The following is a 21,352-nucleotide window of genomic DNA, read 5'->3' as shown; positions in this document are numbered from 1 at the left end:
GCGGCCGCGCGCCTGCCGTTCTGCAGTCCCCGCTGTTTTGCAGCCTTCGCCTCGCAGGGCCCGATGTCGTCCTCCATGCAGCACATCCGCAACTTCTCGATCATCGCGCACATCGACCACGGCAAGTCGACCCTGGCCGATCGCCTGATCCAGCGTTGCGGCGGCCTGTCCGACCGTGAAATGGAAGAGCAGGTGCTCGACTCGATGGACCTCGAACGCGAGCGCGGCATCACGATCAAGGCCCAGACCGCCGCGCTGCAGTACAAGGCGCAAGACGGCCAGGTCTACGCGCTGAACCTGATCGACACCCCGGGGCACGTCGACTTCTCCTACGAGGTCAGCCGCTCGCTGTCGGCCTGCGAGGGCGCGCTGCTGGTTGTCGACGCCTCGCAGGGCGTCGAAGCCCAGACGGTGGCCAACTGCTACACCGCGATCGAGCTCGGCGTCGAGGTGGTGCCGGTCCTGAACAAGATGGACCTGCCGCAGGCCGATCCGGACAACGCTGCCGCCGAGATCGAGGACGTGATCGGCATCGACGCCACCGACGCGATCCGCGCCAGCGCCAAGACCGGCGTGGGCATCGACGAGATCCTCGAGGCGGTCGTGGCGCGGATCCCGCCGCCCAAGGGCGATCCGTCCGCGCCGCTGCAGGCGCTCATCATCGACTCGTGGTTCGACAACTACGTCGGCGTGGTGATGCTGGTGCGCGTCTTCAACGGCGTGCTGCGCCCCAAGGACCGCATCCGCCTGATGGCCACCGGCGCGGTGCACGTCTGCGAGCAGGTCGGTTCGTTCACGCCCAAGGCGGTGCAGCGCACCGAGCTGGCCACCGGCATGGTCGGCTACGTGATCACCGGCATCAAGGAGCTGAAGGCGGCCAAGGTCGGCGACACCATCACGCTGGTCAATCCGGCGGCCGAGGCGCCGCTGCCCGGTTTTCGCGAGATCAAGCCGCAGGTCTTCGCCGGACTCTACCCGGTCGAGGCCAACCAGTTCGAGGCGATGCGCGAGGCGCTCGAGAAGCTGCAGCTGAACGACGCGTCGCTGCAGTTCGAGCCCGAGGTGTCGCAGGCGCTGGGCTTCGGCTTCCGCTGCGGCTTCCTGGGCCTGCTGCACATGGACATCGTGCAGGAGCGGCTCGAGCGCGAGTTCGACATGGACCTGATCACGACGGCGCCCACCGTCGTCTACGAGGTCCTGATGCGCGACGGCACCGTGCTGCAGGTCGAGAACCCCTCCAAGATGCCCGATCCGGCGAAGATCGAGGAGATCCGCGAGCCGATCGTCACCGTCACGATCTTCACGCCCCAGGAGTACGTGGGCAACGTGATCACGCTTTGCACCAACAAGCGCGGCGTGCAGACCAACATGAGCTATCACGGCAGGCAGGTGCACCTGACCTACGAGCTGCCGATGAACGAGATCGTGCTCGACTTCTTCGACAAGCTGAAGTCGACCTCGCGCGGCTATGCGTCCATGGACTACGAGTTCAAGGAGTACCGCGCGTCGGATGTCGTCAAGATGGACATCCTGGTCAACGGCGAGAAGGTCGACGCGCTGTCGCTGATCGTGCACCGTTCGGTCTCGCAGAGCCGCGGCCGCGACCTGGCAGCCAAGATGCGCGAACTGATCCCGCGGCAGATGTACGACGTGGCGATCCAGGCCGCGATCGGCAGCAACATCGTCGCGCGCGAGAACGTGAAGGCGATGCGCAAGAACGTGCTGGCCAAGTGCTATGGCGGCGACATCACGCGCAAGAAGAAGCTGCTCGAGAAGCAGAAGGCCGGCAAGAAGCGGATGAAGCAGGTCGGCAGCGTGGAGATCCCCCAGGAGGCCTTCCTGGCGGTGCTGCAGGTCGAAGACCGCTGACCGAATCCCTCGAGAACCCCGACCGATGAACTTCGCGCTGCTGCTCTTCCTGCTCCTGCTCGTCACCTTCGCGGCCTGGGTGGCCGATCGCCTCGTGTTCCGGCCGCGCCGCGCCCGCGCCGCCGAGCTCGCGCTGGCCGGCTTCGACCGCGACGCCGCGCCGGGCCTGCGCGCCTCGGGCGGCGAGCAGGCGGTGGCCGCCGAGCGCGAGGCGCTGCGCGACCGCATGGAGCGGCAGCCGCTCTGGCTGGAGTACACGGCCGGGCTCTTCCCGGTGATCCTGCTCGTGTTCGGCCTGCGCTCCTTCGTGGCCGAACCGTTCAAGATCCCGTCCGAGTCGATGCTGCCCACGCTGGTCGTCGGCGACCTGATCCTGGTGAACAAGTTCAGCTACGGCCTTCGTCTGCCGGTGGTCCACACCAAGATTCTGGACACGGGCGCGCCCGAGCGAGGCGACGTGATGGTCTTCCGCTACCCCAGCGACCCCTCGGTCGACTACATCAAGCGGGTGGTGGGGCTGCCGGGCGACGTGGTGGCCTACCAGGACAAGCGCCTGTCGATCAACGGCCAGCCGGTGCCGCTGGAACGGGCCGGCGAGTTCGAGGACAGGCGGCGTCTCACCCTGGCGCCCCAGTATTCAGAACGATTGGGAGAAACCTCCCATAAGATATTGACAGACTTGGAAAAACCGCCTTTCATACAGCCGATGGAGCGGTTTCCCCATTTCGAGAAGTGCCGCTATGACAGCCGGGGCGTCACCTGCACCGTGCCCGAGGGCCACTACTTCGTGATGGGCGACAACCGCGAGAACAGCCTGGACAGCCGATTCTGGGGCTTCGTTCCGGAAGGCAACATCGTCGGCAGGGCCTTCTTCATCTGGATGAATTTCGGCGACCTTTCCAGGATCGGAAGCTTCGAATGAGCGCAAGCAAGGCAGTCGCAAGCAAGGCAGTCGCAACCCGTACGGCCGTTTCGGCGGCAGGCGCCGCCCGCCTCGCGTCCCGAGCGGCGCTCCGGCGCGCCCAGCGGGGTCTCTCGCTGATCGGCCTGTTGTTCGTCGCGGCGGTGGTCATCGCGATCGCGGTGGTCGCGATGCGGGTGGTGCCTTCGGCACTCGAGTACATGGCGATCAAGGGTGCGGTGGAGAAGGTGGTCACCTCCGGCGCACCCAGCGCGCGCGAGCTCCAGGTGGCCTTCGACCGCTTCGCCGCGGTCGACGACATCAAGTCGATCTCCGGTCGTGACCTGATCATCGAGAAGGTCGATGGCGCCACCGTGGTGTCCTTCGCCTACGAAAAGCGGATCGAGCTGGCCGGCCCGGTATCGCTGGTCATCGCCTATCACGGCAGCAGCCGCCACTGAGCGAGGCTGCCGCCCACCGGCAAGCGCATCGAATGGATCTCGACCGGCTGCAGCAGCTCATCGGCCATCGCTTCGACGATGCCGCGCTGCTGCGCCAGGCGCTGACCCACCGCAGCTTCGGCCAGCCGAACAACGAGCGGCTGGAGTTCCTCGGCGACTCGGTGCTCAACTGCGTCGTGGCCACCATGCTCTACCGCCACTTCGGCCGTCTCGACGAGGGCGACCTGTCGCGGCTGCGCTCCAACCTGGTCAAGCAGCAGGCGCTCTACGAGATCGCCCAGCGCATCGGGCTGTCCGAACACCTGCAGCTCGGCGAGGGCGAGCTGCGCAGCGGCGGGCATCGCCGGCCGTCCATCCTGGCCGACGCGCTCGAGGGCATCTTCGGCGCGATCTTCCTCGACGCCGGCTTTCCCGCCGCCGAGAAGGCGATCGTCGCGCTCTACGAGCCGGTGCTGCGCTCGGTGGACCCGCTCACGCTGGGCAAGGACGCCAAGACGCTGCTGCAGGAGTGGCTGCAGAGCCGCAAGCTGCCGCTGCCGGTCTATTCGGTGGTGGCCACGCACGGCGCCGCGCACAGCCAGATGTTCGAGGTCGAGTGCGCGATCCCCAAGCTGCAGATCAGGGTGCTGGGCAGCGGCGCCAGCCGGCGCGCGGCCGAGCAGGGCGCGGCCCGGCGCGCGCTCGAGGCGGCGCAGGCGGCGATGCCGCCCGAGCGCAAGCGGTCGCGGGCCCGGGCCGACGCGCCGGTCCGGGGCGACGCGCCAGCCGCGGCCTGACCCCGCGCATCACCCATGACCGATTCCGATACGCCCGTCGTCCATCGCAGCGGCCATGTCGCGATCGTGGGCCGTCCCAACGTCGGCAAGTCCACGCTGCTCAACCGGATGGTCGGCCAGAAGCTGTCGATCACCTCCGACCGGCCGCAGACCACCCGCCACCGGATCGCCGGCATCGTGACCCGCCCGGACGCGCAGCTGGTGTTCATCGACAGCCCCGGCTACCAGACCCGAAGCGGTGGTGCGCTCAACCGGGTGCTCAACCGCACCGCGGTGCAGGTGGCCGAGGACGCCGACGTGGTCGTGCTGGTCTGCGATGCGCGCGGCTGGACGCCGGCCGACGAGCGCATCGCGAAGCTGCTGCCGGCCGACCGGCCGGTGCTGCTGGCCATCAACAAGGTCGACGCGGTGCCCGAGAAGGCTCGTCTGATCGAGCTGGTGAACAAGGCGACCGCCTGCCGCGCCTTCGACGAGGTGGTGCCGATCAGCGCGAAGACCGGCCGCCAGGTGCCGCTGTTGCTCGACCTTTGCGCGGCCCGCCTGCCCGAGGGGCCGCCGATGTACGACCCCGACTCGCTGACCGACCGCAGCGAGCGCTTCCTGGCCGCCGAACTGATCCGCGAGAAGCTCTTCCGCCGGCTCGGCGACGAGGTGCCCTACGACAGCACCGTCGAGATCGAGCTGTTCGAGGAACTGCCGAAGCTGCGCCGCGTCCACGCGGCGATCCTGATCGAGCGGGAAGGGCAGAAGCCGATCGTGCTGGGCGCAGGCGGCGAGCGGATCAAGCGCATCGCCACCGAGGCGCGCCAGGATCTGGAGAAGCTCTTTGGCTGCAAGGTCTACCTGGAATTGTTCGTCAAGGTGAAGTCGGGCTGGGCGGCCACCGAGCAGAGCCTGCGGGCCTATGGCTACGAGTAGGACCAGCGCGCCTGCCTTCCTGCTCCATTCGACGCCGTACCGCGAAACCAGCCTCGTCGTCGACCTGTTCACCCGCGAGCACGGCCGGATCGCTGCGGTGGCCAAGGGCGCCAAGCGGCCGCGCTCGGCGTTGCGCGCGGTGCTGCTGCAGTTCCAGCCGCTGCTGGCCACCTGGGCTGGCGCGCGCGAGCTGCGCACGCTGACCGGGGCCGAGTGGACCGGGGGGCTGCCGGCGCCGCAGGGCGACGCGCTGCTCTGCGCCTTCTACCTGAACGAACTGCTGATGCGGCTGCTGCCGCGCGAGGACGCGCACCCTGCGCTCTACGACGCCTACGAGCAGGCGTTGCGCGAGCTTTCCGAGGGCAGCGCACCGGCCGACGAGACCCTGCGCCGCTTCGAGTGGCTGCTGCTGCGCGAGACCGGCTATGCCCCCGACCTGGAGCGCGACGCCGCCGACCGGCCGATCGACGATCGCGGGCTCTACCGATGGAGCCCGGGCGGCGGCTTCGTGGCGGCCGAGCCGGGCGAGGCCTCGGCGGTGGCTGGCAGCACCCTGCGCGAACTGGCCGGCGGGCGCTTCGGCAGCGCGGCGGCCCGCCAGCAGGCAAAATACCTGATGCGCGCCATTCTGGCCCATCACCTGGACGGCGCTCCGCTCAACACCCGGCAGATCCTGATCGACCTGCACAAGCTCTGAAACCGTCATGATCGAACTCGGCGTCAACATCGACCACGTGGCCACCGTGCGCCAGGCGCGCCGCACCTGGGAGCCAGACCCGGTATGGGCCGCCGTCGAAGCCCACCTGGGCGGCGCCGACGGCATCACCGTGCACCTGCGCGAGGATCGCCGCCACATCCAGGACGAGGACGTGCGCCGGCTGCGCGAGCTCACGCACATCAAGCTGAACCTGGAGATGGCGGCCACCGACGAAATGGTCGGCATCGCCTGCGCTCTGAAGCCCGAGATGGCGATGCTGGTGCCCGAGGGGCGCCACGAGGTCACCACCGAGGGCGGTCTCGACATCGTGTCGCAGGAGAGTCGGCTGCGCGGGGTCGTGGCCCGACTGGCCGATTCGGGCATCGTCACCAGCGTGTTCATCGACGCGGAGCTGCCCCAGGTCGAGGCCGCAAGGCGCATCGGCGCGCGCGTCTGCGAGATCCACACCGGGCCCTACGCGCACGCCTTCCACGCGCGCGGGCGCGACGCCGAGAGCCCGCCGGTTGTGGCCGAGCTGGCGCGCATCCGCGCCGCCGGCGAGGCGATCCTGGCCTGCGGCATGCGTTTCAATGCCGGTCACGCGCTGAACTACTTCAACGTGCAAGCGGTGGCCCGGCTGGCCGGTGTGCGCGAGCTCCACATCGGCCACGCGATCGTCTCGCGGGCGATGTTCGTCGGCATGCGCGAGGCGGTGCGCGAAATGAAGCGGCTGATCCGCGAGGCGGCGGCCGCCGGCCCGGCGAAATGATCCACGGCATCGGCACCGACATCGTCCTGGTCGAGCGCATCCGCGACCTGCTCGCGCGCTACGGCGAGCGCTTCGCGCGCCGCGTGCTGGGGCCGGACGAGCTGGCCGAGTACCGGCGCCGGCACGGCCGCGGCGAGCACGGCCCGGCCTACGCGGCGCGCTACCTGGCCAAGCGCTTCGCCGCCAAGGAGGCCTACGGCAAGGCGCTCGGCGTGGGGCTGCGCGCGCCGATGACGCTGCTGTCGCTGCAGGTGCTCAACGACCGCCGCGGCCAGCCGGTGGCGCATCCGCGCAATGCGCTGGCCCACTACATGCGCGAGCGCGGGCTGGTGGCCCACGTGTCGCTGTCCGACGAGGTCGACAGCGCGGTCGCCTTCGTGATCATCGAACGCAAGCAGGAGTCCTGAACGTGCCGAAGACCAGTTCCAAGCTTTCGCGCGGCCCGGTGATCGTCGACATCGAGGGCACCGCGCTGACCGACGCCGAGCGCCTGCGGCTGCGGCACCCGCTGGTCGGCGGCGTCATCATCTTCGCGCGCAACTTCGAGTCGCGCGCGCAGTTGAAGCAGCTGTGCAAGGAGATTCGCCGTCTGCGCAAGCCGCGGCTGCTGATCTGCGTGGACCACGAAGGCGGGCGCGTGCAGCGCTTCCTGAAGGGTTTCACCAGGATCCCCTCCATGCGCGAGCTCGGCCGCCAGTGGGACGAGGACGTGCTGGGCGCCTGCCGGCGCGCCACCGAGATCGGCCGGACCATCGGCGAGGAATTGCGAGCGGTGGGCGTGGACCTGAGCTTCACGCCGGTGCTCGACCTCGACTGGGGGCCGTCGAGCGTGATCGGCGACCGCGCCTTCCACTCCGACCCGCGGGTGGTGGCGATGCTGGCCCGCTGCCTGAACCACGGCCTGCTGCTTGGCGGCATGGGCAACTGCGGCAAGCACTTCCCCGGCCACGGCTTCGCGCACGGCGACTCCCACTTCGAGCTGCCCATCGACGAGCGCGAGCTCGACGCGATCCTGGCCGACGACGCCGCCCCCTACCACTGGCTGGGCGACACGCTGCTGTCGGTCATGCCGGCGCACGTGATCTACCCGAAGGTCGACGAGAAGCCGGCCGGTTTCTCGAAGCGCTGGCTGCAGGAGATCCTGCGCGGCCGGCTCGGCTTCAAGGGCCTGATCTTCAGCGACGACCTCACGATGGAGGGGGCGTCGGGGGCTGGCGACATCGTCGCGCGCGCCTGCGCGGCCTTCGAGGCCGGCTGCGACATGGTGCTGGTCTGCAATCGCCCGGACCTGGCCGACGAGCTGCTCGCGCGCCTGCCCTGGAGCCGCCCGAAGGGCTTCGACAAGCGGCTCGGGGCGCTGTTCCGGGACTGATGGCCGAGCAGCCTGCCTTCGACCTGCGCCAGTTCCTGGCGCAGTTGCCGAGCCTGCCGGGCGTGTACCGGATGATCGGCGCCGACGACGCGCTGCTCTACGTCGGCAAGGCGCGCGACCTGAAGAAGCGGGTCTCCTCGTACTTCAACAAGGGGCCGCACTCGCCGCGCATCGCGCTGATGATCGAGAAGATCGAGCGCGTCGAGATCACGGTCACCGGGTCCGAGGCCGAGGCGCTGCTGCTCGAGAACAACCTGATCAAGACCGGGGCGCCGCGCTACAACATCCTGTTTCGCGACGACAAGTCCTATCCCTACCTGAAGATCTCGGGCCACGCCTTCCCGCGCATCGCCTACTACCGCGGCGCGGTCGACCGGCGCAGCCACTACTTCGGGCCCTTCCCGAGCGCGTGGGCGGTCAAGGAGAGCATCCAGGTGCTGCAGAAGGTGTTCCGCCTGCGCACCTGCGAGGACAGCGTGTTCGCCAACCGCTCGCGTCCCTGCCTGCTGTACCAGATCGAGCGCTGCAGCGGGCCCTGCGTGGGGGCGATCTCGAAGGAGGACTACGCGGCCGACGTGTCGGCGGCCCTGCGCTTCCTGGGCGGCAGCCAGGGCGAGGTGCTCGGCGAGATCGAGGCCCGGATGCACGCGGCGGCCGAAGCGCTGCGCTTCGAGGAGGCCGCGGTGCTGCGCGACCGGATGAGCGCGCTCGGCAAGGTCATGCACCAGCAGGCGATGGAGACCGGCGGCGACACCGATGCCGACATCGTCGCGGCGGTCGCCCGCGGCGGGCGGCTGTGCGTGAACCTGGCCATGGTGCGCGGCGGCCGGCACCTGGGCGACAAGGCCTTCTTCCCGGCCGGTGGCCAGCTGGCCGCGCCGCAGGCGCAGGGGGGGGCAGGCGAGCAAGCGGCTTCGGGCGAGCAAGGGGCTTCCAGCGAGCAAGGGGCTTCCGGCGAGCAGGGGCCGCCCGCCGAGGACCTGCTCGCCGAGGCGCTGGAGGCCTTCGTGGTCCAGCACTACGACGGGGTGTTCGTGCCGCCGGTGCTGATCGTGAACGGCCCGAAACCCGACCCGGCCGTGCTCGAGCTGCTGCAGCAGCGCGCCGGTCGGCAGGTGGCCTGGGTCCGGCAGCCGCAGGGGCATCGGCGCCGGTGGCTGGAGCTGGCGATCCAGAACGCCGAGCTCGCGCTTGCGCGATCGCTGGCGGAAGAGGGCTCGCAGAAGGCCCGCACCCGGGCGCTCGCGCAGCTGCTGGGCCTGGACGACGGCAGCGACCTGGCCGGCCTGCGGATCGAGTGCTTCGACATCAGCCACACGATGGGCGAGGCCACGCAGGCCTCGTGCGTCGTCTACCAGGACCACGCGATGCGGCCGGCCGAGTACCGGCGCTTCAACATCGAGGGCATCGAGCCCGGCGACGACTACGCGGCGATGCGCCAGGCCTTGAGCCGGCGCTACGCGGCGCTGGCGCGCGAGGGACCCGACTCGCCGGAAGCGCCGGAGGGATTCGAGGCGCCGGCGTCGCCGGACACACCCGGCGCGGCCGAATCGCAGGAAGCGCCCGCCGCGCGGAAGGCGTCCGTCACGCGCGGCAAGGCCGCCCGCCTGCCCGACGTCGTCCTGATCGACGGCGGCAAGGGGCAGGTCGAGGTGGCCCGGCAGGTCTTCGACGAGCTCGGCCTGGACACCGGCGTGCTGGTCGGCGTGGCCAAGGGCGAGGGCAGGCGGGTGGGCCTCGAGACGCTGGTGTTCGCCGACGGCCGCGAGGCCGTGGTGCCGGGCCGCGAGTCGGCCGCGCTGATGCTGGTCGCCCAGGTGCGCGACGAGGCCCACCGTTTCGCCATCACCGGCATGCGCGCCCGCCGCGCCAAGGCCAGACAGGCGTCGCGGCTCGACGAGATCGAAGGCGTCGGACCGAAACGCCGGCAGCGCCTGCTGGCGCGCTTCGGCGGCCTGCGTGGCATCATGGCGGCTAGCGTCGACGATCTGGCCTCGGTGGAAGGTGTTTCGCGGTCCCTGGCCGAAGAGATCTACCGTCGACTTCACTGAGCGCGCCGATGCCGCGCCGGGCGCTGTCGGGCGGCCGGGCGGCCTTCCGACCATGCAACCGAACCTTCCGACACTGCTGACCTGGGCCCGGGTGGTCGCCATCCCGCTCCTGGTCGGCGTGTTTTTCCTGCCCCTGCCGGTCGTTGCGCAGAACGCCATCGCCACGGCCTTGTTCGTGGGCGCCGCCATCACCGACTGGCTCGACGGCTGGCTGGCGCGGCGCTGGGGGCAGACTTCGGCCTTCGGCGCCTTCCTCGATCCGGTGGCCGACAAGCTGATCGTCTGCGTGGCCCTGGTCATGCTGGTCGACCTGAACCGGGTCGATGCGATCGTCGCGGCGATCATCGTGGGCCGCGAGCTCACCATCTCCGCGCTGCGCGAGTGGATGGCCCAGATGGGCGCGCGCGCCAGCGTGGCCGTGCATTCGATCGGCAAGCTGAAGACCGTGTCCCAGCTGGTGGCGATCCCGCTGCTGCTCTACGACGGGCGCGTGCTCGGCCTGCACTCGCGCAGCCTGGGCACCTGGCTGGTCTGGATCGCGGCGATCCTCACGGTCTGGTCGATGCTCTACTACCTGCGCCAGGCGTGGCCGGTGCTGCGCGACGGAAAGGCGGCCGTCGGCAGGACCGACGGCGAGGCCTAGGGAAGACGGCCGTGCCGCGGTTGACACCGGTCAACGCAAGGCTCGCCCCAGGGGCCGAAATTGAGGGTTGGCCAAAGTTCTCACGAGAGGTCCGTCATGTCCGCAAAGCGAATCGCGCGAGCCGCGCGCGCACTGTGCGTCGTGCTCCTGGCGGTCGGCGTGCTCGCCGCCTGCAGCAGCAGCGACGACCGCCTGTCCTTCGAGGACCTGAGCGCCAACGAGCTCGACAGCCTCTACGCCATGCGCGAGGAGGAAAAGCTCGCTCGTGACGTCTACCTGGCGCTCTACGCAGTCTGGCGCGACCAGATCTTCGCGAACATCGCAGGCAGCGAGCAGACGCACACCGACGCGGTCAAGGCGCTGATCGACAAGTACAACCTGATCGACCCGGCCATCGCGAACCCGCCCGGCGTGTTCACCGACCCGAAGTTCCAGCAGCTCTACGACCAGCTGGTCGCCTTCGGAAATCAGAGCCGCATCAATGCCCTGACGGTGGGCGTGCAGATCGAGGAGCTGGACATCAAGGACATCGCCAGCTGGCTCGCGGTGGTCGAGCGGGGCGACATCATCTCCGTCTACACGAGCCTGTCGTGCGGCTCGCGCAACCACCTGCGCAGCTACTATCCGGAGCTGGCGGCCTCCGGGGGGAGCTATGTCCCGAAGTACATCACCCAGGCCGAGTTCGACGCGATCGTGGGTTCGCCGATGGAGACCTGCGGCTGAATCGCGAGTCGGGGGCGGCCAGGTGGCAGGCTTCGGCCGGGAAACGCGCGGCGATTTGACAGGCTTTCTTGCTTCGCTATAATCGCGGTCTCAGTTGATGCGGGAGTAGCTCAGTTGGTAGAGCGCAACCTTGCCAAGGTTGAGGTCGCGAGTTCGAGACTCGTCTCCCGCTCCAGTTTCCAAAGGGAAGCCTGATCGCTTCCCTTTTTCTTTCGGGAGCCCGATAGCTTCCGGGTAGAAGCTCAAGAGCTTCCGGGTAGAAGCTCAAGAGCTTCGGAGTCTTTCCGGGTTCCTTTCCCCAGGGATCCATCCGGGTCCGCCGAAACTGTCGGCGGCCCGCGCCCCAGGCGGGGTGGCAGAGTGGTCATGCAGCGGCCTGCAAAGCCGTCTACGCCGGTTCGATTCCGACCTCCGCCTCCATATCTCCCGCAGCGTGGCTATTCGTCGCGAAGAGGCGCCGGCCGCGGCGCGCCGCAGTTCCAGCATTGCTCGAACGGCCCGTCGACCTGTTCCAGGCAGTTTCGGCAGGCCCAATGGCGCCAGGGCGGATTGCGCAGCTCGTGCAACAGGCTCAAGGCCTCGGCATGACGGTCGTCATCCATGACCCAGACTTCCGGAAGCGCCTGATCCGGGGGGATCTCTCCGCTGATGCTTCCTGCCCAGGCTCGCTGCACGGTGGCGGTCATGCCGGCCGCGGTGAGCTGGTCGGCCCACATCGTGGCGAGCACGAGATTCGGTGCGCAGATCAGGCGCTTCATGGCGCCCAGTATGATGGACTCGGGCCGCGGATTCCATCGGGCACGGGAAAGCAGGCGGACTGCAACGATCGAGAGCCGCTACGCGCGCTGGGTGGCCCGTGTATCGTGCCGCCATCGCAACACGAATCGGGAGCCTGAAATGGGCTGGTTCTCCAGGAAGGCCGACAGCTTCTTCCTCGCCACCGTGATCCCCGACGGCAACGCCGCGCGCGTCGAGAACTATCTCGGCGTGGTCAACGGCGAGGCGATCATCGGCGCGAACATCTTCCGCGACATGTTCTCCTCGGTGCGCGACATCGTGGGCGGCCGGGCGGGCGGCTACGAGCGCGCGCTGTCCGGCGCGCGCGACGCGGCGCTCGACGACATGATCGCCGCGGCGCGCGAGCTCGGCGCCGACGGCGTGGTCGGGATCGACTTCGACTACGAGGTGCTGGGCGAGAACAACGGGATGATGATGGTCTCGGTGAGCGGCACCGCGGTGAAAATGGGGTGAGCGCGCCTGCGCGCTCGTGGGGTTGAGCGCCGCTGCGCGCTCGTGGCTCAATAGGTCCTGTACGGCAGGAACTTGCCGCTCAGCACGACCTTGACCCGGTCGCCCTTCGGATCGGGCTGGCGCTCGATGTCCATCGAGAAATCGATCGCGCTCATGATGCCGTCGCCGAACTCCTCGTGGATCAGTTCCTTGATCGTGGTGCCGTACACGCTCACGATCTCGTACCAGCGGTAGATCAGCGGATCGGTGGGCACCGCGGTGGGCAGCGAGCCCTTGTAGGGCACCGTCTGCAGCAGCAGCACCGCGTCCTCGGGCAGGTCGAAGAGCTTGCCGACCGCCTCGGCCTGCTTCTTCGTCATCTGCATCTGCCCCATGCAGGCGGCGGTGACCCATTCCTTCGATTCGCCGACCTTCTTCGCGACGTCGGTCCACTTGACGCCGAGCTTCACGCGGCGGAACAGGATCAGGTCGGTGACGTCTTCGCGCTTCATCGGCATCGCGGCGTCGGACTTCTTCATGGCGTTCGCATCCTCTGTGTCGTGGGGTTGATCGGGGGAGTTCAGCGCAGGTTCGCGACCCTCGCGGCCGCCTGGACGATCGGCTCGGGGGCCGCCGCGTCGTCGAGACCGGGCCTGACGGCCGGCGGGCGCCTCGAGTCGTGCGCGGTGCGCACCGCCGGGTCCTGGCAGGCACGCGAGCGCTTGACCAGGAAGTCGATCAGGTGGTTGCGGATCCGGTAGTACTGCGGGTCATGGTGCATCGATTCGCGGGTGCGGTCGCGCGACATCGTGTTCTCGACGATCTCGGCGATGACCGCGCGCGGGCCGCTGGACATCAGCACGATCCGGTCGGCCAGCAGGATGGCCTCGTCCACGTCGTGCGTGATCATGAACACCGTCTGCTGCGTGGCGCGCACGATCTTCACCAGCTCGTCCTGGATCGTGCCGCGGGTCAGCGCGTCGAGCGCGCCGAAGGGCTCGTCGAGCAACAGCATCTTGGGCCGGATCGCGAAGGCCCGCGCGATCCCGACCCGCTGCTTCATGCCGCCCGACAGCTCGCTCGGCTTCTTGTCCTCGGCGCCGGACAGGCCAACCATCTCGATGTACTCGCGGCAGTGCGCGCGGACCTTCTCGCGCGACCACTGCGGCCAGCGCGAGCGCACGCCGAAGGCCACGTTGCTCGTCACGCTCAGCCAGGGCATCAGCGCATGGCTCTGGAAGACGACGCCGCGGTCCAGGCTGGGGCCCGACACCTCGCGGCCGTCCATCACGATCACGCCGTCCGAGGGCTTCTCCAGCCCGGCCAGCGCGTTGAGGATCGTGGTCTTGCCGCAGCCCGAGTGGCCGATCATGCAGACGAACTGCCCCTTGTCGATCTGGAAGCTCACTTCTTCGAACACCACGGTGTCGGGGCGCGAGCCGGTGCCGGGGAAGACCTTCTTCAGGCCCTGAATCTCCAGGAAAGCCATCGCTTCACTCCACGTAGGTGACCAGCTTCGCGAGGCCCGCGAGCAGCTGGTCGAGGATCATGCCGACGACCCCGATCACCAGGATGCCGGTGACGATGTTGGCGATCGACAGGTTGTTCCACTCGTTCCAGACGAAGTAGCCGATGCCGGTGCCGCCCACCAGCATCTCGGCTGCCACGATCACCAGCCAGGCGATGCCGATCGAGATCCGCATGCCGGTCAGGATCGTGGGCGCCGCCGCCGGGAGGATCACGGTGAAGGCCTTGCGCAGCGGGCTCACCTCGAGCGTGCGGGCCACGTTCAACCAGTCGCGGCGCACCGACGCGATGCCGAAGGCGGTGTTGACCAGCATCGGCCACATCGAGCAGATGAAGATCACGAAGACCGCCGACACGTTCGAGTCCTTCAGCGTGAACAGCGCGAGGGGCATCCAGGCCAGGGGCGAGATCGGCTTGAGCACCTGGATGAAGGGGTCGAGCGCCCGGTAGAGCAGCGGGGACATCCCGATCAGGAAGCCGAGCGGGATCGCCACCAGCGCGGCCAGCGAGAATCCGAGCAGCACCCGGCCGATCGAGTAGGCGAGCTGAAGGCCGATGCCCTTGTCGTTCGGCCCGGCGTCGTAGAACGGGTGCTTCAGGTGCTCGACGATCTTCGCGCCGACTTCGGCCGGCCCGGGCAGGGCGCTCTGCTGTCCGCTGGCCGCGGCGGCGCCGACCAGTTTCGCGTACTCGTCGTCAACGGTCCGGGCGCTGCTGCCGGTGCCGGTGGCCAGCGACCAGATCGCGATGAAGAGCGCGAAGAGCAGCGCCGACAGGGCCAGCGCGCGCAGGCGAGGCGAGGTCGTCATGGTTCAGGTCCTCCGGATCGCGAAGCTGTTCACGTAGTCGTCGGGCTTCGCGGGGTCGAAGGCCTTGCCCATGACCGAAAAGGACTTCGAGGTGATGGCTGGCGGCGTCAACCCGGCTTCCTTCATCAGCCGCGCCGCGTCGGTGGCCAGGAAGACCTCGCTCGCCACTTTCTGGTAGTCGACCTTGCCCTTGAGCTGGCCCCAGCGCTTCATCTGCGTGAGGATCCAGATCGCGAACGAGTGCCAGGGGAAGGGGTCGAAGTCGATCCGGCTCGGGTCCTTCTTCACGTTGCCCAGGCCGTCGGCATACGTGCCGGTGAGCACCTGCTCGACCACGGTCACCGGCTGGTTCAGGTAGCTCGCCGGCGCGATCGCCGCGGCGATCGCCTTGCGGTTCTCCGGCTTGTGCGCGTAGGCCGTCGCGTCGACGATGGCCTTGAGCAGCGCCGTGTAGGTGTTGGGCATGGTGTCCATGAACTCGCGGCTGGCAGCGAAGGCGCAGCAGGGATGGCCGTTCCAGAGCTCCTTGGTCAGCAGGTGGATGAAGCCCACGCCGTCGTAGACGGCCCGCTGGTTGAACGGATCGGGACCGAGGAAACCGTCGAGGTTGTCGGCGCGCAGGTTGGCCACCATCTCGGGGGGCGGCACCGAACGGATCTGGATGTCCTGGTCGGGATCCAGCCCGGCCTCGGCCACGTAATAGCGCAGCAGGTAGGCGTGCATCGAGTAGTCGAAGGGCACGCCGAAGCGAAAGCCCCTCCACTGCCTCGGGTCGCGCTTGCCCTTGTGCTTCATCGAGAGGGTGATCGCCTGGCCGTTGATGTTCTCGACCACGGGCATCGTGTAGGGCGTGGCCGCCGAGCCTACGCCGAGCGAGATCGCCAGGGGCATCGGCGACAGCATGTGCGCGGCGTCGTACTCCTTGTTCAGGGTCTTGTCGCGGATCAGCGCCCAGCCCGCGGTCTTCACCACCTCGACGTCGAGACCGTGCTTCGTGTAGAAGCCCATCGGGTGCGCCATGATGATCGGCGTGGCGCAGGTGATCGGGATGAAGCCGACCGTGAGCTTCGTCTTCTCGAGCTTGCCGGCGCCCTGCGCGAAGGCTTCCTTGGCGGCGCCGAGCGGGAAGAAGGTGGAGATCGCCGCGGCGGCGGTGCCTGCGCCCACCGCGTTCAGGAAGCGGCGGCGCATTTCGTCGTCCGGAAAGAGCGCGCGCATCACTGCCTGCTCGACGACACGCTCGTAGCGGCTGTCGTCCGAGGCAGAGGTCTCGGCGAGTCGCGCGGCGGCCGCCGCCTCCGCGTCGTGCGCCTCGTGCGAGGCGTGCCGGCCACAGTCGCAGCGCGAGCGGAGTCGGATCGAGGAATCGAAGGGGTTGGAGAAGATCGGCATGCTGCTGGCCTCCGTGAGGGGTCTGCAGCAGTCGATGCAGCATTCGTGCCAGCGCGCTGAGCCGGCGCTCGTCAGGGGGGCTCGCCGAGCCCGGATCCTCTCGGCGGCGCCCGGATGCACCATCGAGGCTCGCGAGGGGTTCCGATCGGAAGCCCGGGCGAGGCGAGTGCACCAACGCGGAGCGTGCCGGGCGCGGATTGCCGAAGTTGCCGCGGGCTCGGGGGCGGCGCGCCCCGCGAGAGGCGTGCGCGATCAGAAGCGGTGCGTGTGGTAGGCCGCCGTCCCCGGCACCTGCACGAACTCCAGCGTGCCGTTGACGATTCGCCGGATGCGGCTGTCGCGGCGTTCGCGGAACACGGTGTCGTCGAGGAGGCGCGACAGGTTCAGCGAGATGCCGAGGTAGAGCCGCCGGCTGCGCGCCTCGGGAAAGGCAGGATCCTCGAAGCCGCGGGCGTTGTAACCGATGGCCAGTTCGAGGTATCGCCACGGCTTGCGGTTGCGCAGGCGCGCGATGCCGCTGCCCTTGATCGCGAGGATCCAGGTCTGTCCGCCGTAGTCGGCCAGCGGATCCCAGGCGCTCTTGGTGCTTCCGGTGGTCGAGGGGCGGTACTGCAGCCTGAGGTCCACCAGGTCGTCGAAGCCCGGATGCTTGTCCGACAGGTAGCCGATCCCGGCGCCGGCGAGGTTCATCAGCGCGTCTTCCTTGCTGAAGGCCCAGCCCTTCGCGAAGCCGTCGATGACCTCGACCGCGGTGAAGGTGCCCAGCGTGGTGTAGAAGGCCAGCCGGCGCGCCCGCTCCGGGTCGTGGCCGAGGCCCTCGAAGGTCCAGGTGAGCAACCGGGTGCCGAGGTAGTTCGAGTAGGCGTGGCCCAGCTTGTCGGCGCCGCCGTAGCGGGTGTCCCGCCCGAACCATCCTTCGTACTGGGTGCGGAAGTCGCCGCTCACGCCGTCGCCCCACCACTTGTTCCCGCCGTAGGCGAGCACCGCGATCCCGGCGCCGGCGATGACGGTGTTGGTCAGCAGCCGCCGGCGGCGATCGAGCCTGGCGTCCGCGCGGGGCGCGCTCGCAGCGCCCGCGCCGGCAGTGCCCGTCGCGCCGGTGGCGGCCGCGCCGACTTGCGGGGCGGCGTCGGTCGGCGCGAGGCTCGGAAGCGACGACGCAGGCTCGACGGCCGCACGAGGCCCGACGCTCGCGCATCCGGTGGCGGCCAGGCCGAGGGCGACCGCGCACAGCGTCGCGGCGAGCGGGCGCGAAACGCCGGGCGCCGGCCTTCTTTCGCGCGCCGCGCGGCGTGGCCCGGCTCGCAATGCAGCCTCGATGCCCGGGATTCCGGCTCCGCCCGGGCGGTCCGGATCAGCGCTTGCCGGCCTTGCCCGCGCCGGCCGACTGCGCGAACTGCTGTGCGGCCGCCTGCATCTGTTCGTAGGCCGACTTCGCAGCATTCATGCTCTGGGTGATGAAGTCGTTGGCGTTGGGCATGCCCGCGGGCGCGGTCTTCGCGAGCGCCTCGACCGCGGCGGCCAGCTTGGCGTTGCTGTCGGCGATCTGTTTCTGGACCATGCTCGCGATGTCGGTGCCGGTCTCGCTGGAGATGGCGTAGACCGCCTTCGCATAGGCCGAGAACTGCTCGGGGGAGAGCTTCGCCATGCTGGTCACCAGATCGGCCAGCGTTTTCGCGTCGCGCGCGGACAGCAGCGCCTCGATCTGCTCGGTGGACTGCTCGAGCGCTGTCCGGGCGGTCTGCATGTTCAGCGCGGCGAGCTTCTGGAAGCCTTCCAGGGTCTTGGCAGCGGCCGCGCTCGAGGCGTCGATCGCCTCGCGCTGCATCTTCTGGAATTGCTCGGTTCCGGGGGGCTTGCTGGCCATGGCGGTCTCCTGATCTGCCCCGCGCCGAGGCGCGGAAGGGTTGCACTCGGATCCCTGGCCGTGCGGCGATGCGCGCGGCCCGGTTGCGGCCATCGTGGCCGCGACCGGCCGGGGCGTCAAGCCCGTCAATCCGTGTAGCGCGGCGGATCCGGGTCTTCGGCCCAGTCGGCCTGCGGCTTCGGCACCTTCTCCATCCAGCGGGCGATCAGCGCGACATGCTCGCGCTCCTCGTCCCTCAGTTCGATCGCGGCCGCCCGGATGGCGTCGTCGGCCGCGGTGTCGGCGATGGCCGCGAAGAAGCGCTCCGCGCGCTCTTCCCCGGCCAGCGCCAGCGCCAGCGCATGCCAGGGCCGCATCAGGTAGTGCACCTCGTCGACCGGAACCGTTTCCGGCGCCTCGAACCCGTGCCAGGCGATCGGCTCGGGCGCCGGCGGCGCCGGCCAGCCCATCTGCGTGAGGATCCGGGCCGCGTGGCGCGCCTCCACCTCGGCCATCTTGCGAAACAGCGCCGCGACCTCGCGGTTGTTGTGGGTTTCCATCGCGTCGGCCAGGTCCGTGTAGCGCATGCGCGCATCGATTTCCATCGTGTAGGCCTGGCGCATCAGGGCGTCGAGCGAGGCGGGCGGAACGGGGCGGCTCGGATTCATGGCGCGAACTCCGTTTCGAGGTCGGCCACCGTTGCGCTCGCCGCGCGTGCCGGCGGCGGGTACGCCGGCCGGTCGCCGGCGTAGAGCACGCCCAGGTTGAAGCCGTCGTCGGTCATGATCCGCCGGGCCGCGCGCGCCGGGTCGTCGGTGGCCTCCACCGGCGCGGCGTGCACGCGCTCCTTCCAGCCGCGCTGCTCCGGCCGGAAGGTCACGCAGGGGCTGAGGATCTCGACGAAGGAGAAGCCGGGATGGCGGATCGCCTGCGCCAGGATGTCGGCCGTGCCGTTCGGGTCGCCGGAGAACGCGCGCGCGACGAAGTTCGCGCCCGAGGCCAGCGCGATGACCAGCGGATGGAAGCTGCGCAGCCCGGTGCCGCCGGGCGCCAGCTTCGAGTCCCAGTCGGGCTCGGTCGTCGGCGAGGGCTGGCCCTTGGTCATGCCGTAGACGTGGTTGTCCATCACCACGTAGGTGAGGTCGACGTTGCGCCGGCAGGCGTGCAGGAAGTGGTTGCCGCCGATCGAGTAACCGTCCCCGTCGCCGCTGGCCACCAGCACGGTCAGGTCGGGCCGGGCGACCTTGAGCCCGGTCGCCGCGGCAAGGGAGCGGCCGTGCACGCCGTGGAAGCCGTAGCAGGCGGTGTAGGCCGGTATGCGGGAAGAGCAGCCGATGCCCGAGACCACGGCCACGTTCTCGGGCCGCAGCTGCAGCATGGCCAGGGCCTTGGTGACCGACGACAGCACCGTGTAGTCGCCGCAACCCGGGCACCAGATGGGCTTGTAGTCTGACTTGTAGTCCTGGGCGGTCAGCGGCGCGCAGGGCGCTGCGGCTTCGGCGGTCGCGAGCGGGGTCATCGGTTTCTCCATTCGAGGATGGCGTCGGCGAGCTCGCCGGGCCGGATCGGCAGGGGGCCGGGACGATGGAAGCTCGCCGGCTTGCCCGGCAGGTCGTACATCGCCCTGAGGTAGCGAAAGAGCTGCGCGGAGTGGTTCTGTTCGACCACCAGGACGCTGGAAACGCCTTCCAGGGCCTGCGCGAGGCGCTCGGGCAGCGCCGGCGCGAGCAGGCGCAGCGCGACGAGCCGCAGCGCCATGCCTTGCCCGGCGAGGCGGGCGAGGGCTTCGCGCGCCACGCCGGTCACCGAGCCGAAGGTGAGGATCGCCGCGTCGCCGGCGCCTTCGACATCGGCCCACCAGCGACCGTAGTCGTGACGGCGCAGCTTGCGCTCGCGCTTGTCGAGCTGGATCGCGTGGTCGCGCGCCTGGCTGCTGGGAATGCCTGCCTCGGACTTCTCGAGCCCGTCCGCGGTGTAGACCGTGCCGGGCGTGCCCGGGATCGCCATCGGCGACACGCCGGATTCGGTGTCGCGGTAGCGCTTGAAGCCTGGAGCGTCCGCCTGCGCCACCAGGCGGTGCGCGACGAAGCCGGGATCGGCCGGCCGGTCGACGATCGCACGCGACTGCCCCATGAACTGGTCGGACAGGACGATGGCCGGCGCCTGGGTCGCTTCCGCGAGCGTCACCGCCCACTGGGTCGTCGCCACGCAGTCGGTGATCGAGGTGGGGGCCAGGACCAGGCGCGGGGCGTCGCCGTGCAGGCCACCTACGGCAAAGGAGAGGTCGCTCTGCTCGCTCTTGGCGGGGATGCCGGTGGAGGGCCCGCCGCGCATCACGTCGACGATGACGACCGGCACCTCCGCGCTGACGGCAAGCCCGATGCCTTCGGCCATCAGCGACAGCCCGGGACCCGCGGTGGCGGTCAGCGAGGGCACGCCGCCGAAGGAGGCGCCGATCGCCATGTTGATCGACGCCAGCTCGTCCTCGGCCTGCAGCAGGGTGCCGCCGATCCGCGTCAGCGCAGGCGCCATCCATTCGAGCATCTCGGTCGCGGGGGTGATCGGGTAGGCCGCCACGAACCGGATGCCGCCGCGCAGGGCGCCGAGCCCGGCGCCTTCGTTCCCGCTGAGCAGCCAGCGACCGTTTCGCGCGTGCGCGCCTGCGTCGATGCGCGGCACGCGCTCGCGATCGATCGCATCCGCCGCTTCGATGCCGGCGCGCAGCGCCTCGAGGTTCGCATCCAGCCCCGAGGCCTCGCGCCGCCACGAGGCGCGCACCGCGGCCTCGAGCGCGTCGCGGGGGATGCCGGCCAGCGCACCCGCCACGCCGAGCGCGAGCATGTTGGTCCAGGCGCCGCGGATCGCCTTGGCAGTCTTCTTGAGCGGCAGCGAGACGAAGCGCGCCCCGCCGGCCAGGAAGACCGCCGGCGGCTCGCCCTCGTCGGCATCGCCCAGCAGCAGGCCGGCCGGCCGCATCGGGATCTCGTCGGCGAAGCGATGGATGTTCTGCCAGTCGATCGCGAGCAGCAGGTGGAAGGCGTCGTCGAGCGATTCGGTGGGCGCTTCGGAGAGCCTGAGCAGGGCGGCGGCTTCGCCGCCGCGAATCTGAGGGCCGCTGGTGCGGACCATCAGGCCGTACAGGCCGGCGCGCGCAGCCGCGTCGAGCAGCAGGTTGCCGGCGGTCATCACGCCGCTTCCCCCGCTGCCTGCCAGGGCGATCGACAGGCTGCCTGTCGACCGTGGCGCCGCGCCCGGGGTCGGTTCCGGTCGCGGCGTCGGTCGGTCCTTCGTCGAGGCGGTTTCCATCTGTAGCCCTCCTCCGGGCGGTCGTGTTGCGACGCGGCGCATGCCCCTCCGGATTTGACGCA

At 69.6% G+C, this 21,352-nt stretch carries 23 protein-coding genes and 2 tRNA genes; 15 read left to right on the top strand and 10 right to left on the bottom strand.

Going from position 1 to position 21,352, the window contains the following annotated elements; genetic code table 11:
- Window positions 1-75 precede the first annotated feature (75 nt).
- The 14 genes from lepA to FHP08_RS06935 all read left to right on the top strand — a co-directional run bounded on the left by lepA (window position 76) and on the right by FHP08_RS06935 (window position 11,600).
- Window positions 76-1,869, top strand: a complete 1,794-nt coding sequence (lepA, locus tag FHP08_RS07000) for a translation elongation factor 4 (RefSeq protein WP_147703806.1) — start codon at window positions 76-78, stop codon at window positions 1,867-1,869.
- 25 nt (window positions 1,870-1,894) lie between these two features.
- Window positions 1,895-2,791: a signal peptidase I gene (lepB, locus tag FHP08_RS06995; protein ID WP_147703626.1), complete on the top strand. Its 897-nt coding sequence runs from the start codon at window positions 1,895-1,897 to the stop codon at window positions 2,789-2,791.
- Complete coding sequence (locus FHP08_RS06990) at window positions 2,788-3,231, top strand: DUF4845 domain-containing protein (protein WP_147703624.1); 444 nt, start codon at window positions 2,788-2,790, stop codon at window positions 3,229-3,231. Before lepB ends, FHP08_RS06990 begins: the two co-directional genes overlap by 4 nt.
- A gap of 32 nt (window positions 3,232-3,263) precedes the next feature.
- Window positions 3,264-4,007, top strand: a complete 744-nt coding sequence (gene rnc / locus FHP08_RS06985; RefSeq protein ID WP_147703622.1) for a ribonuclease III — start codon at window positions 3,264-3,266, stop codon at window positions 4,005-4,007.
- 15 nt (window positions 4,008-4,022) lie between these two features.
- On the top strand, window positions 4,023-4,925 hold the full coding sequence (era, locus tag FHP08_RS06980; protein ID WP_147703621.1) for a GTPase Era: 903 nt from the start codon (window positions 4,023-4,025) through the stop codon (window positions 4,923-4,925).
- The gene (recO, locus tag FHP08_RS06975) at window positions 4,912-5,622 is read left to right on the top strand and encodes a DNA repair protein RecO (protein ID WP_147703619.1); all 711 of its coding nucleotides are present in this window, start codon (window positions 4,912-4,914) and stop codon (window positions 5,620-5,622) included. The genes era and recO overlap by 14 nt, the downstream gene beginning before the upstream one ends.
- Window positions 5,623-5,629: 7 nt before the next feature.
- Complete coding sequence (locus FHP08_RS06970; RefSeq protein ID WP_147703617.1) at window positions 5,630-6,391, top strand: pyridoxine 5'-phosphate synthase; 762 nt, start codon at window positions 5,630-5,632, stop codon at window positions 6,389-6,391.
- Entirely contained in the window at window positions 6,388-6,798 is a 411-nt protein-coding gene (gene acpS, locus FHP08_RS06965; protein WP_147703615.1) for a holo-ACP synthase, read from the top strand. The genes FHP08_RS06970 and acpS overlap by 4 nt, the downstream gene beginning before the upstream one ends.
- On the top strand, window positions 6,795-7,763 hold the full coding sequence (gene nagZ, locus FHP08_RS06960) for a beta-N-acetylhexosaminidase (protein ID WP_147703613.1): 969 nt from the start codon (window positions 6,795-6,797) through the stop codon (window positions 7,761-7,763). The genes acpS and nagZ overlap by 4 nt, the downstream gene beginning before the upstream one ends.
- Complete coding sequence (gene uvrC, locus FHP08_RS06955; protein WP_147703611.1) at window positions 7,763-9,814, top strand: excinuclease ABC subunit UvrC; 2,052 nt, start codon at window positions 7,763-7,765, stop codon at window positions 9,812-9,814. Before nagZ ends, uvrC begins: the two co-directional genes overlap by 1 nt.
- 52 nt (window positions 9,815-9,866) lie before the next feature.
- Complete coding sequence (pgsA, locus tag FHP08_RS06950) at window positions 9,867-10,457, top strand: CDP-diacylglycerol--glycerol-3-phosphate 3-phosphatidyltransferase (RefSeq protein WP_147703609.1); 591 nt, start codon at window positions 9,867-9,869, stop codon at window positions 10,455-10,457.
- Between the two features lie 96 nt (window positions 10,458-10,553).
- Complete coding sequence (locus FHP08_RS06945) at window positions 10,554-11,180, top strand: DUF2202 domain-containing protein (RefSeq protein ID WP_147703607.1); 627 nt, start codon at window positions 10,554-10,556, stop codon at window positions 11,178-11,180.
- Window positions 11,181-11,279: 99 nt separating this feature from the next.
- A tRNA-Gly gene (locus FHP08_RS06940) sits at window positions 11,280-11,355 on the top strand.
- Between the two features lie 171 nt (window positions 11,356-11,526).
- Window positions 11,527-11,600: transfer RNA gene (locus FHP08_RS06935), tRNA-Cys, on the top strand.
- A gap of 17 nt (window positions 11,601-11,617) precedes the next feature.
- Here the strand turns inward: FHP08_RS06935 and FHP08_RS06930 are convergent.
- Window positions 11,618-11,938 (bottom strand): putative signal transducing protein, encoded by a 321-nt coding sequence (locus FHP08_RS06930; protein WP_147703605.1) that lies wholly within the window; start codon window positions 11,936-11,938, stop codon window positions 11,618-11,620.
- Window positions 11,939-12,077: 139 nt separating this feature from the next.
- Between FHP08_RS06930 and FHP08_RS06925 the strand changes: the two genes are divergently transcribed.
- The gene (locus FHP08_RS06925; protein WP_147703603.1) at window positions 12,078-12,431 is read left to right on the top strand and encodes a heavy metal-binding domain-containing protein; all 354 of its coding nucleotides are present in this window, start codon (window positions 12,078-12,080) and stop codon (window positions 12,429-12,431) included.
- Between the two features lie 47 nt (window positions 12,432-12,478).
- Here FHP08_RS06925 and cynS read toward each other — a convergent pair whose 3' ends face one another.
- The 9 genes from cynS to FHP08_RS06880 form a co-directional block, all read right to left on the bottom strand.
- Window positions 12,479-12,922: a cyanase gene (gene cynS, locus FHP08_RS06920; RefSeq protein ID WP_147703805.1), complete on the bottom strand. Its 444-nt coding sequence runs from the start codon at window positions 12,920-12,922 to the stop codon at window positions 12,479-12,481.
- Between the two features lie 68 nt (window positions 12,923-12,990).
- A complete protein-coding gene (locus FHP08_RS06915) occupies window positions 12,991-13,899 on the bottom strand; it encodes an ABC transporter ATP-binding protein (protein WP_147703601.1) in 909 nt (302 codons plus the stop codon).
- Window positions 13,900-13,903: 4 nt separating this feature from the next.
- A complete protein-coding gene (gene ntrB, locus FHP08_RS06910) occupies window positions 13,904-14,746 on the bottom strand; it encodes a nitrate ABC transporter permease (protein WP_147703599.1) in 843 nt (280 codons plus the stop codon).
- Window positions 14,747-14,749: 3 nt separating this feature from the next.
- Complete coding sequence (locus FHP08_RS06905) at window positions 14,750-16,138, bottom strand: CmpA/NrtA family ABC transporter substrate-binding protein (RefSeq protein ID WP_147703597.1); 1,389 nt, start codon at window positions 16,136-16,138, stop codon at window positions 14,750-14,752.
- Window positions 16,139-16,390: 252 nt separating this feature from the next.
- Window positions 16,391-17,446 (bottom strand): DUF2279 domain-containing protein, encoded by a 1,056-nt coding sequence (locus tag FHP08_RS06900; RefSeq protein WP_187272196.1) that lies wholly within the window; start codon window positions 17,444-17,446, stop codon window positions 16,391-16,393.
- 46 nt (window positions 17,447-17,492) lie between these two features.
- Window positions 17,493-18,005, bottom strand: a complete 513-nt coding sequence (locus tag FHP08_RS06895) for a phasin family protein (RefSeq protein WP_187272195.1) — start codon at window positions 18,003-18,005, stop codon at window positions 17,493-17,495.
- A gap of 125 nt (window positions 18,006-18,130) precedes the next feature.
- Window positions 18,131-18,652 carry a ferritin-like domain-containing protein gene (locus FHP08_RS06890; protein WP_147703591.1) on the bottom strand — a complete coding sequence of 174 codons (522 nt, stop codon included), beginning with the start codon at window positions 18,650-18,652 and terminating at the stop codon, window positions 18,131-18,133.
- Window positions 18,649-19,503 carry a 2-oxoacid:ferredoxin oxidoreductase subunit beta gene (locus FHP08_RS06885; protein WP_147703570.1) on the bottom strand — a complete coding sequence of 285 codons (855 nt, stop codon included), beginning with the start codon at window positions 19,501-19,503 and terminating at the stop codon, window positions 18,649-18,651. Before FHP08_RS06885 ends, FHP08_RS06890 begins: the two co-directional genes overlap by 4 nt.
- A complete protein-coding gene (locus tag FHP08_RS06880; RefSeq protein WP_147703569.1) occupies window positions 19,500-21,290 on the bottom strand; it encodes a 2-oxoacid:acceptor oxidoreductase subunit alpha in 1,791 nt (596 codons plus the stop codon). Before FHP08_RS06880 ends, FHP08_RS06885 begins: the two co-directional genes overlap by 4 nt.
- Window positions 21,291-21,352 lie beyond the last annotated feature (62 nt).

This window comes from Zeimonas arvi (genome assembly GCF_008039575.1).
GTDB classification, from domain to species: domain Bacteria; phylum Pseudomonadota; class Gammaproteobacteria; order Burkholderiales; family Burkholderiaceae_E; genus Zeimonas; species Zeimonas arvi.
This window is presented reverse-complemented; position numbering and strand designations above follow the sequence as displayed.

Bases quoted from the DNA above. Each gene is read 5' to 3' on its own strand.
- FHP08_RS06905 (WP_147703597.1), bottom strand. From the start codon at position 16,138: ATGCCGATCTTCTCCAACCCCTTCGATTCCTCGATCCGACTCCGCTCG.
- FHP08_RS06885 (WP_147703570.1), bottom strand. From the start codon at position 19,503: ATGACCCCGCTCGCGACCGCCGAAGCCGCAGCGCCCTGCGCGCCGCTG.
- FHP08_RS06930 (WP_147703605.1), bottom strand. From the start codon at position 11,938: ATGAAGCGCCTGATCTGCGCACCGAATCTCGTGCTCGCCACGATGTGG.
- era (WP_147703621.1), top strand. From the start codon at position 4,023: ATGACCGATTCCGATACGCCCGTCGTCCATCGCAGCGGCCATGTCGCG.
- acpS (WP_147703615.1), top strand. From the start codon at position 6,388: ATGATCCACGGCATCGGCACCGACATCGTCCTGGTCGAGCGCATCCGC.
- ntrB (WP_147703599.1), bottom strand. From the start codon at position 14,746: ATGACGACCTCGCCTCGCCTGCGCGCGCTGGCCCTGTCGGCGCTGCTC.
- rnc (WP_147703622.1), top strand. From the start codon at position 3,264: ATGGATCTCGACCGGCTGCAGCAGCTCATCGGCCATCGCTTCGACGAT.
- FHP08_RS06925 (WP_147703603.1), top strand. From the start codon at position 12,078: ATGGGCTGGTTCTCCAGGAAGGCCGACAGCTTCTTCCTCGCCACCGTG.
- FHP08_RS06945 (WP_147703607.1), top strand. From the start codon at position 10,554: ATGTCCGCAAAGCGAATCGCGCGAGCCGCGCGCGCACTGTGCGTCGTG.
- pgsA (WP_147703609.1), top strand. From the start codon at position 9,867: ATGCAACCGAACCTTCCGACACTGCTGACCTGGGCCCGGGTGGTCGCC.
- FHP08_RS06890 (WP_147703591.1), bottom strand. From the start codon at position 18,652: ATGAATCCGAGCCGCCCCGTTCCGCCCGCCTCGCTCGACGCCCTGATG.
- uvrC (WP_147703611.1), top strand. From the start codon at position 7,763: ATGGCCGAGCAGCCTGCCTTCGACCTGCGCCAGTTCCTGGCGCAGTTG.
- recO (WP_147703619.1), top strand. From the start codon at position 4,912: ATGGCTACGAGTAGGACCAGCGCGCCTGCCTTCCTGCTCCATTCGACG.
- FHP08_RS06970 (WP_147703617.1), top strand. From the start codon at position 5,630: ATGATCGAACTCGGCGTCAACATCGACCACGTGGCCACCGTGCGCCAG.
- FHP08_RS06880 (WP_147703569.1), bottom strand. From the start codon at position 21,290: ATGGAAACCGCCTCGACGAAGGACCGACCGACGCCGCGACCGGAACCG.
- FHP08_RS06990 (WP_147703624.1), top strand. From the start codon at position 2,788: ATGAGCGCAAGCAAGGCAGTCGCAAGCAAGGCAGTCGCAACCCGTACG.
- FHP08_RS06915 (WP_147703601.1), bottom strand. From the start codon at position 13,899: ATGGCTTTCCTGGAGATTCAGGGCCTGAAGAAGGTCTTCCCCGGCACC.
- FHP08_RS06895 (WP_187272195.1), bottom strand. From the start codon at position 18,005: ATGGCCAGCAAGCCCCCCGGAACCGAGCAATTCCAGAAGATGCAGCGC.
- lepA (WP_147703806.1), top strand. From the start codon at position 76: ATGCAGCACATCCGCAACTTCTCGATCATCGCGCACATCGACCACGGC.
- lepB (WP_147703626.1), top strand. From the start codon at position 1,895: ATGAACTTCGCGCTGCTGCTCTTCCTGCTCCTGCTCGTCACCTTCGCG.
- cynS (WP_147703805.1), bottom strand. From the start codon at position 12,922: ATGAAGCGCGAAGACGTCACCGACCTGATCCTGTTCCGCCGCGTGAAG.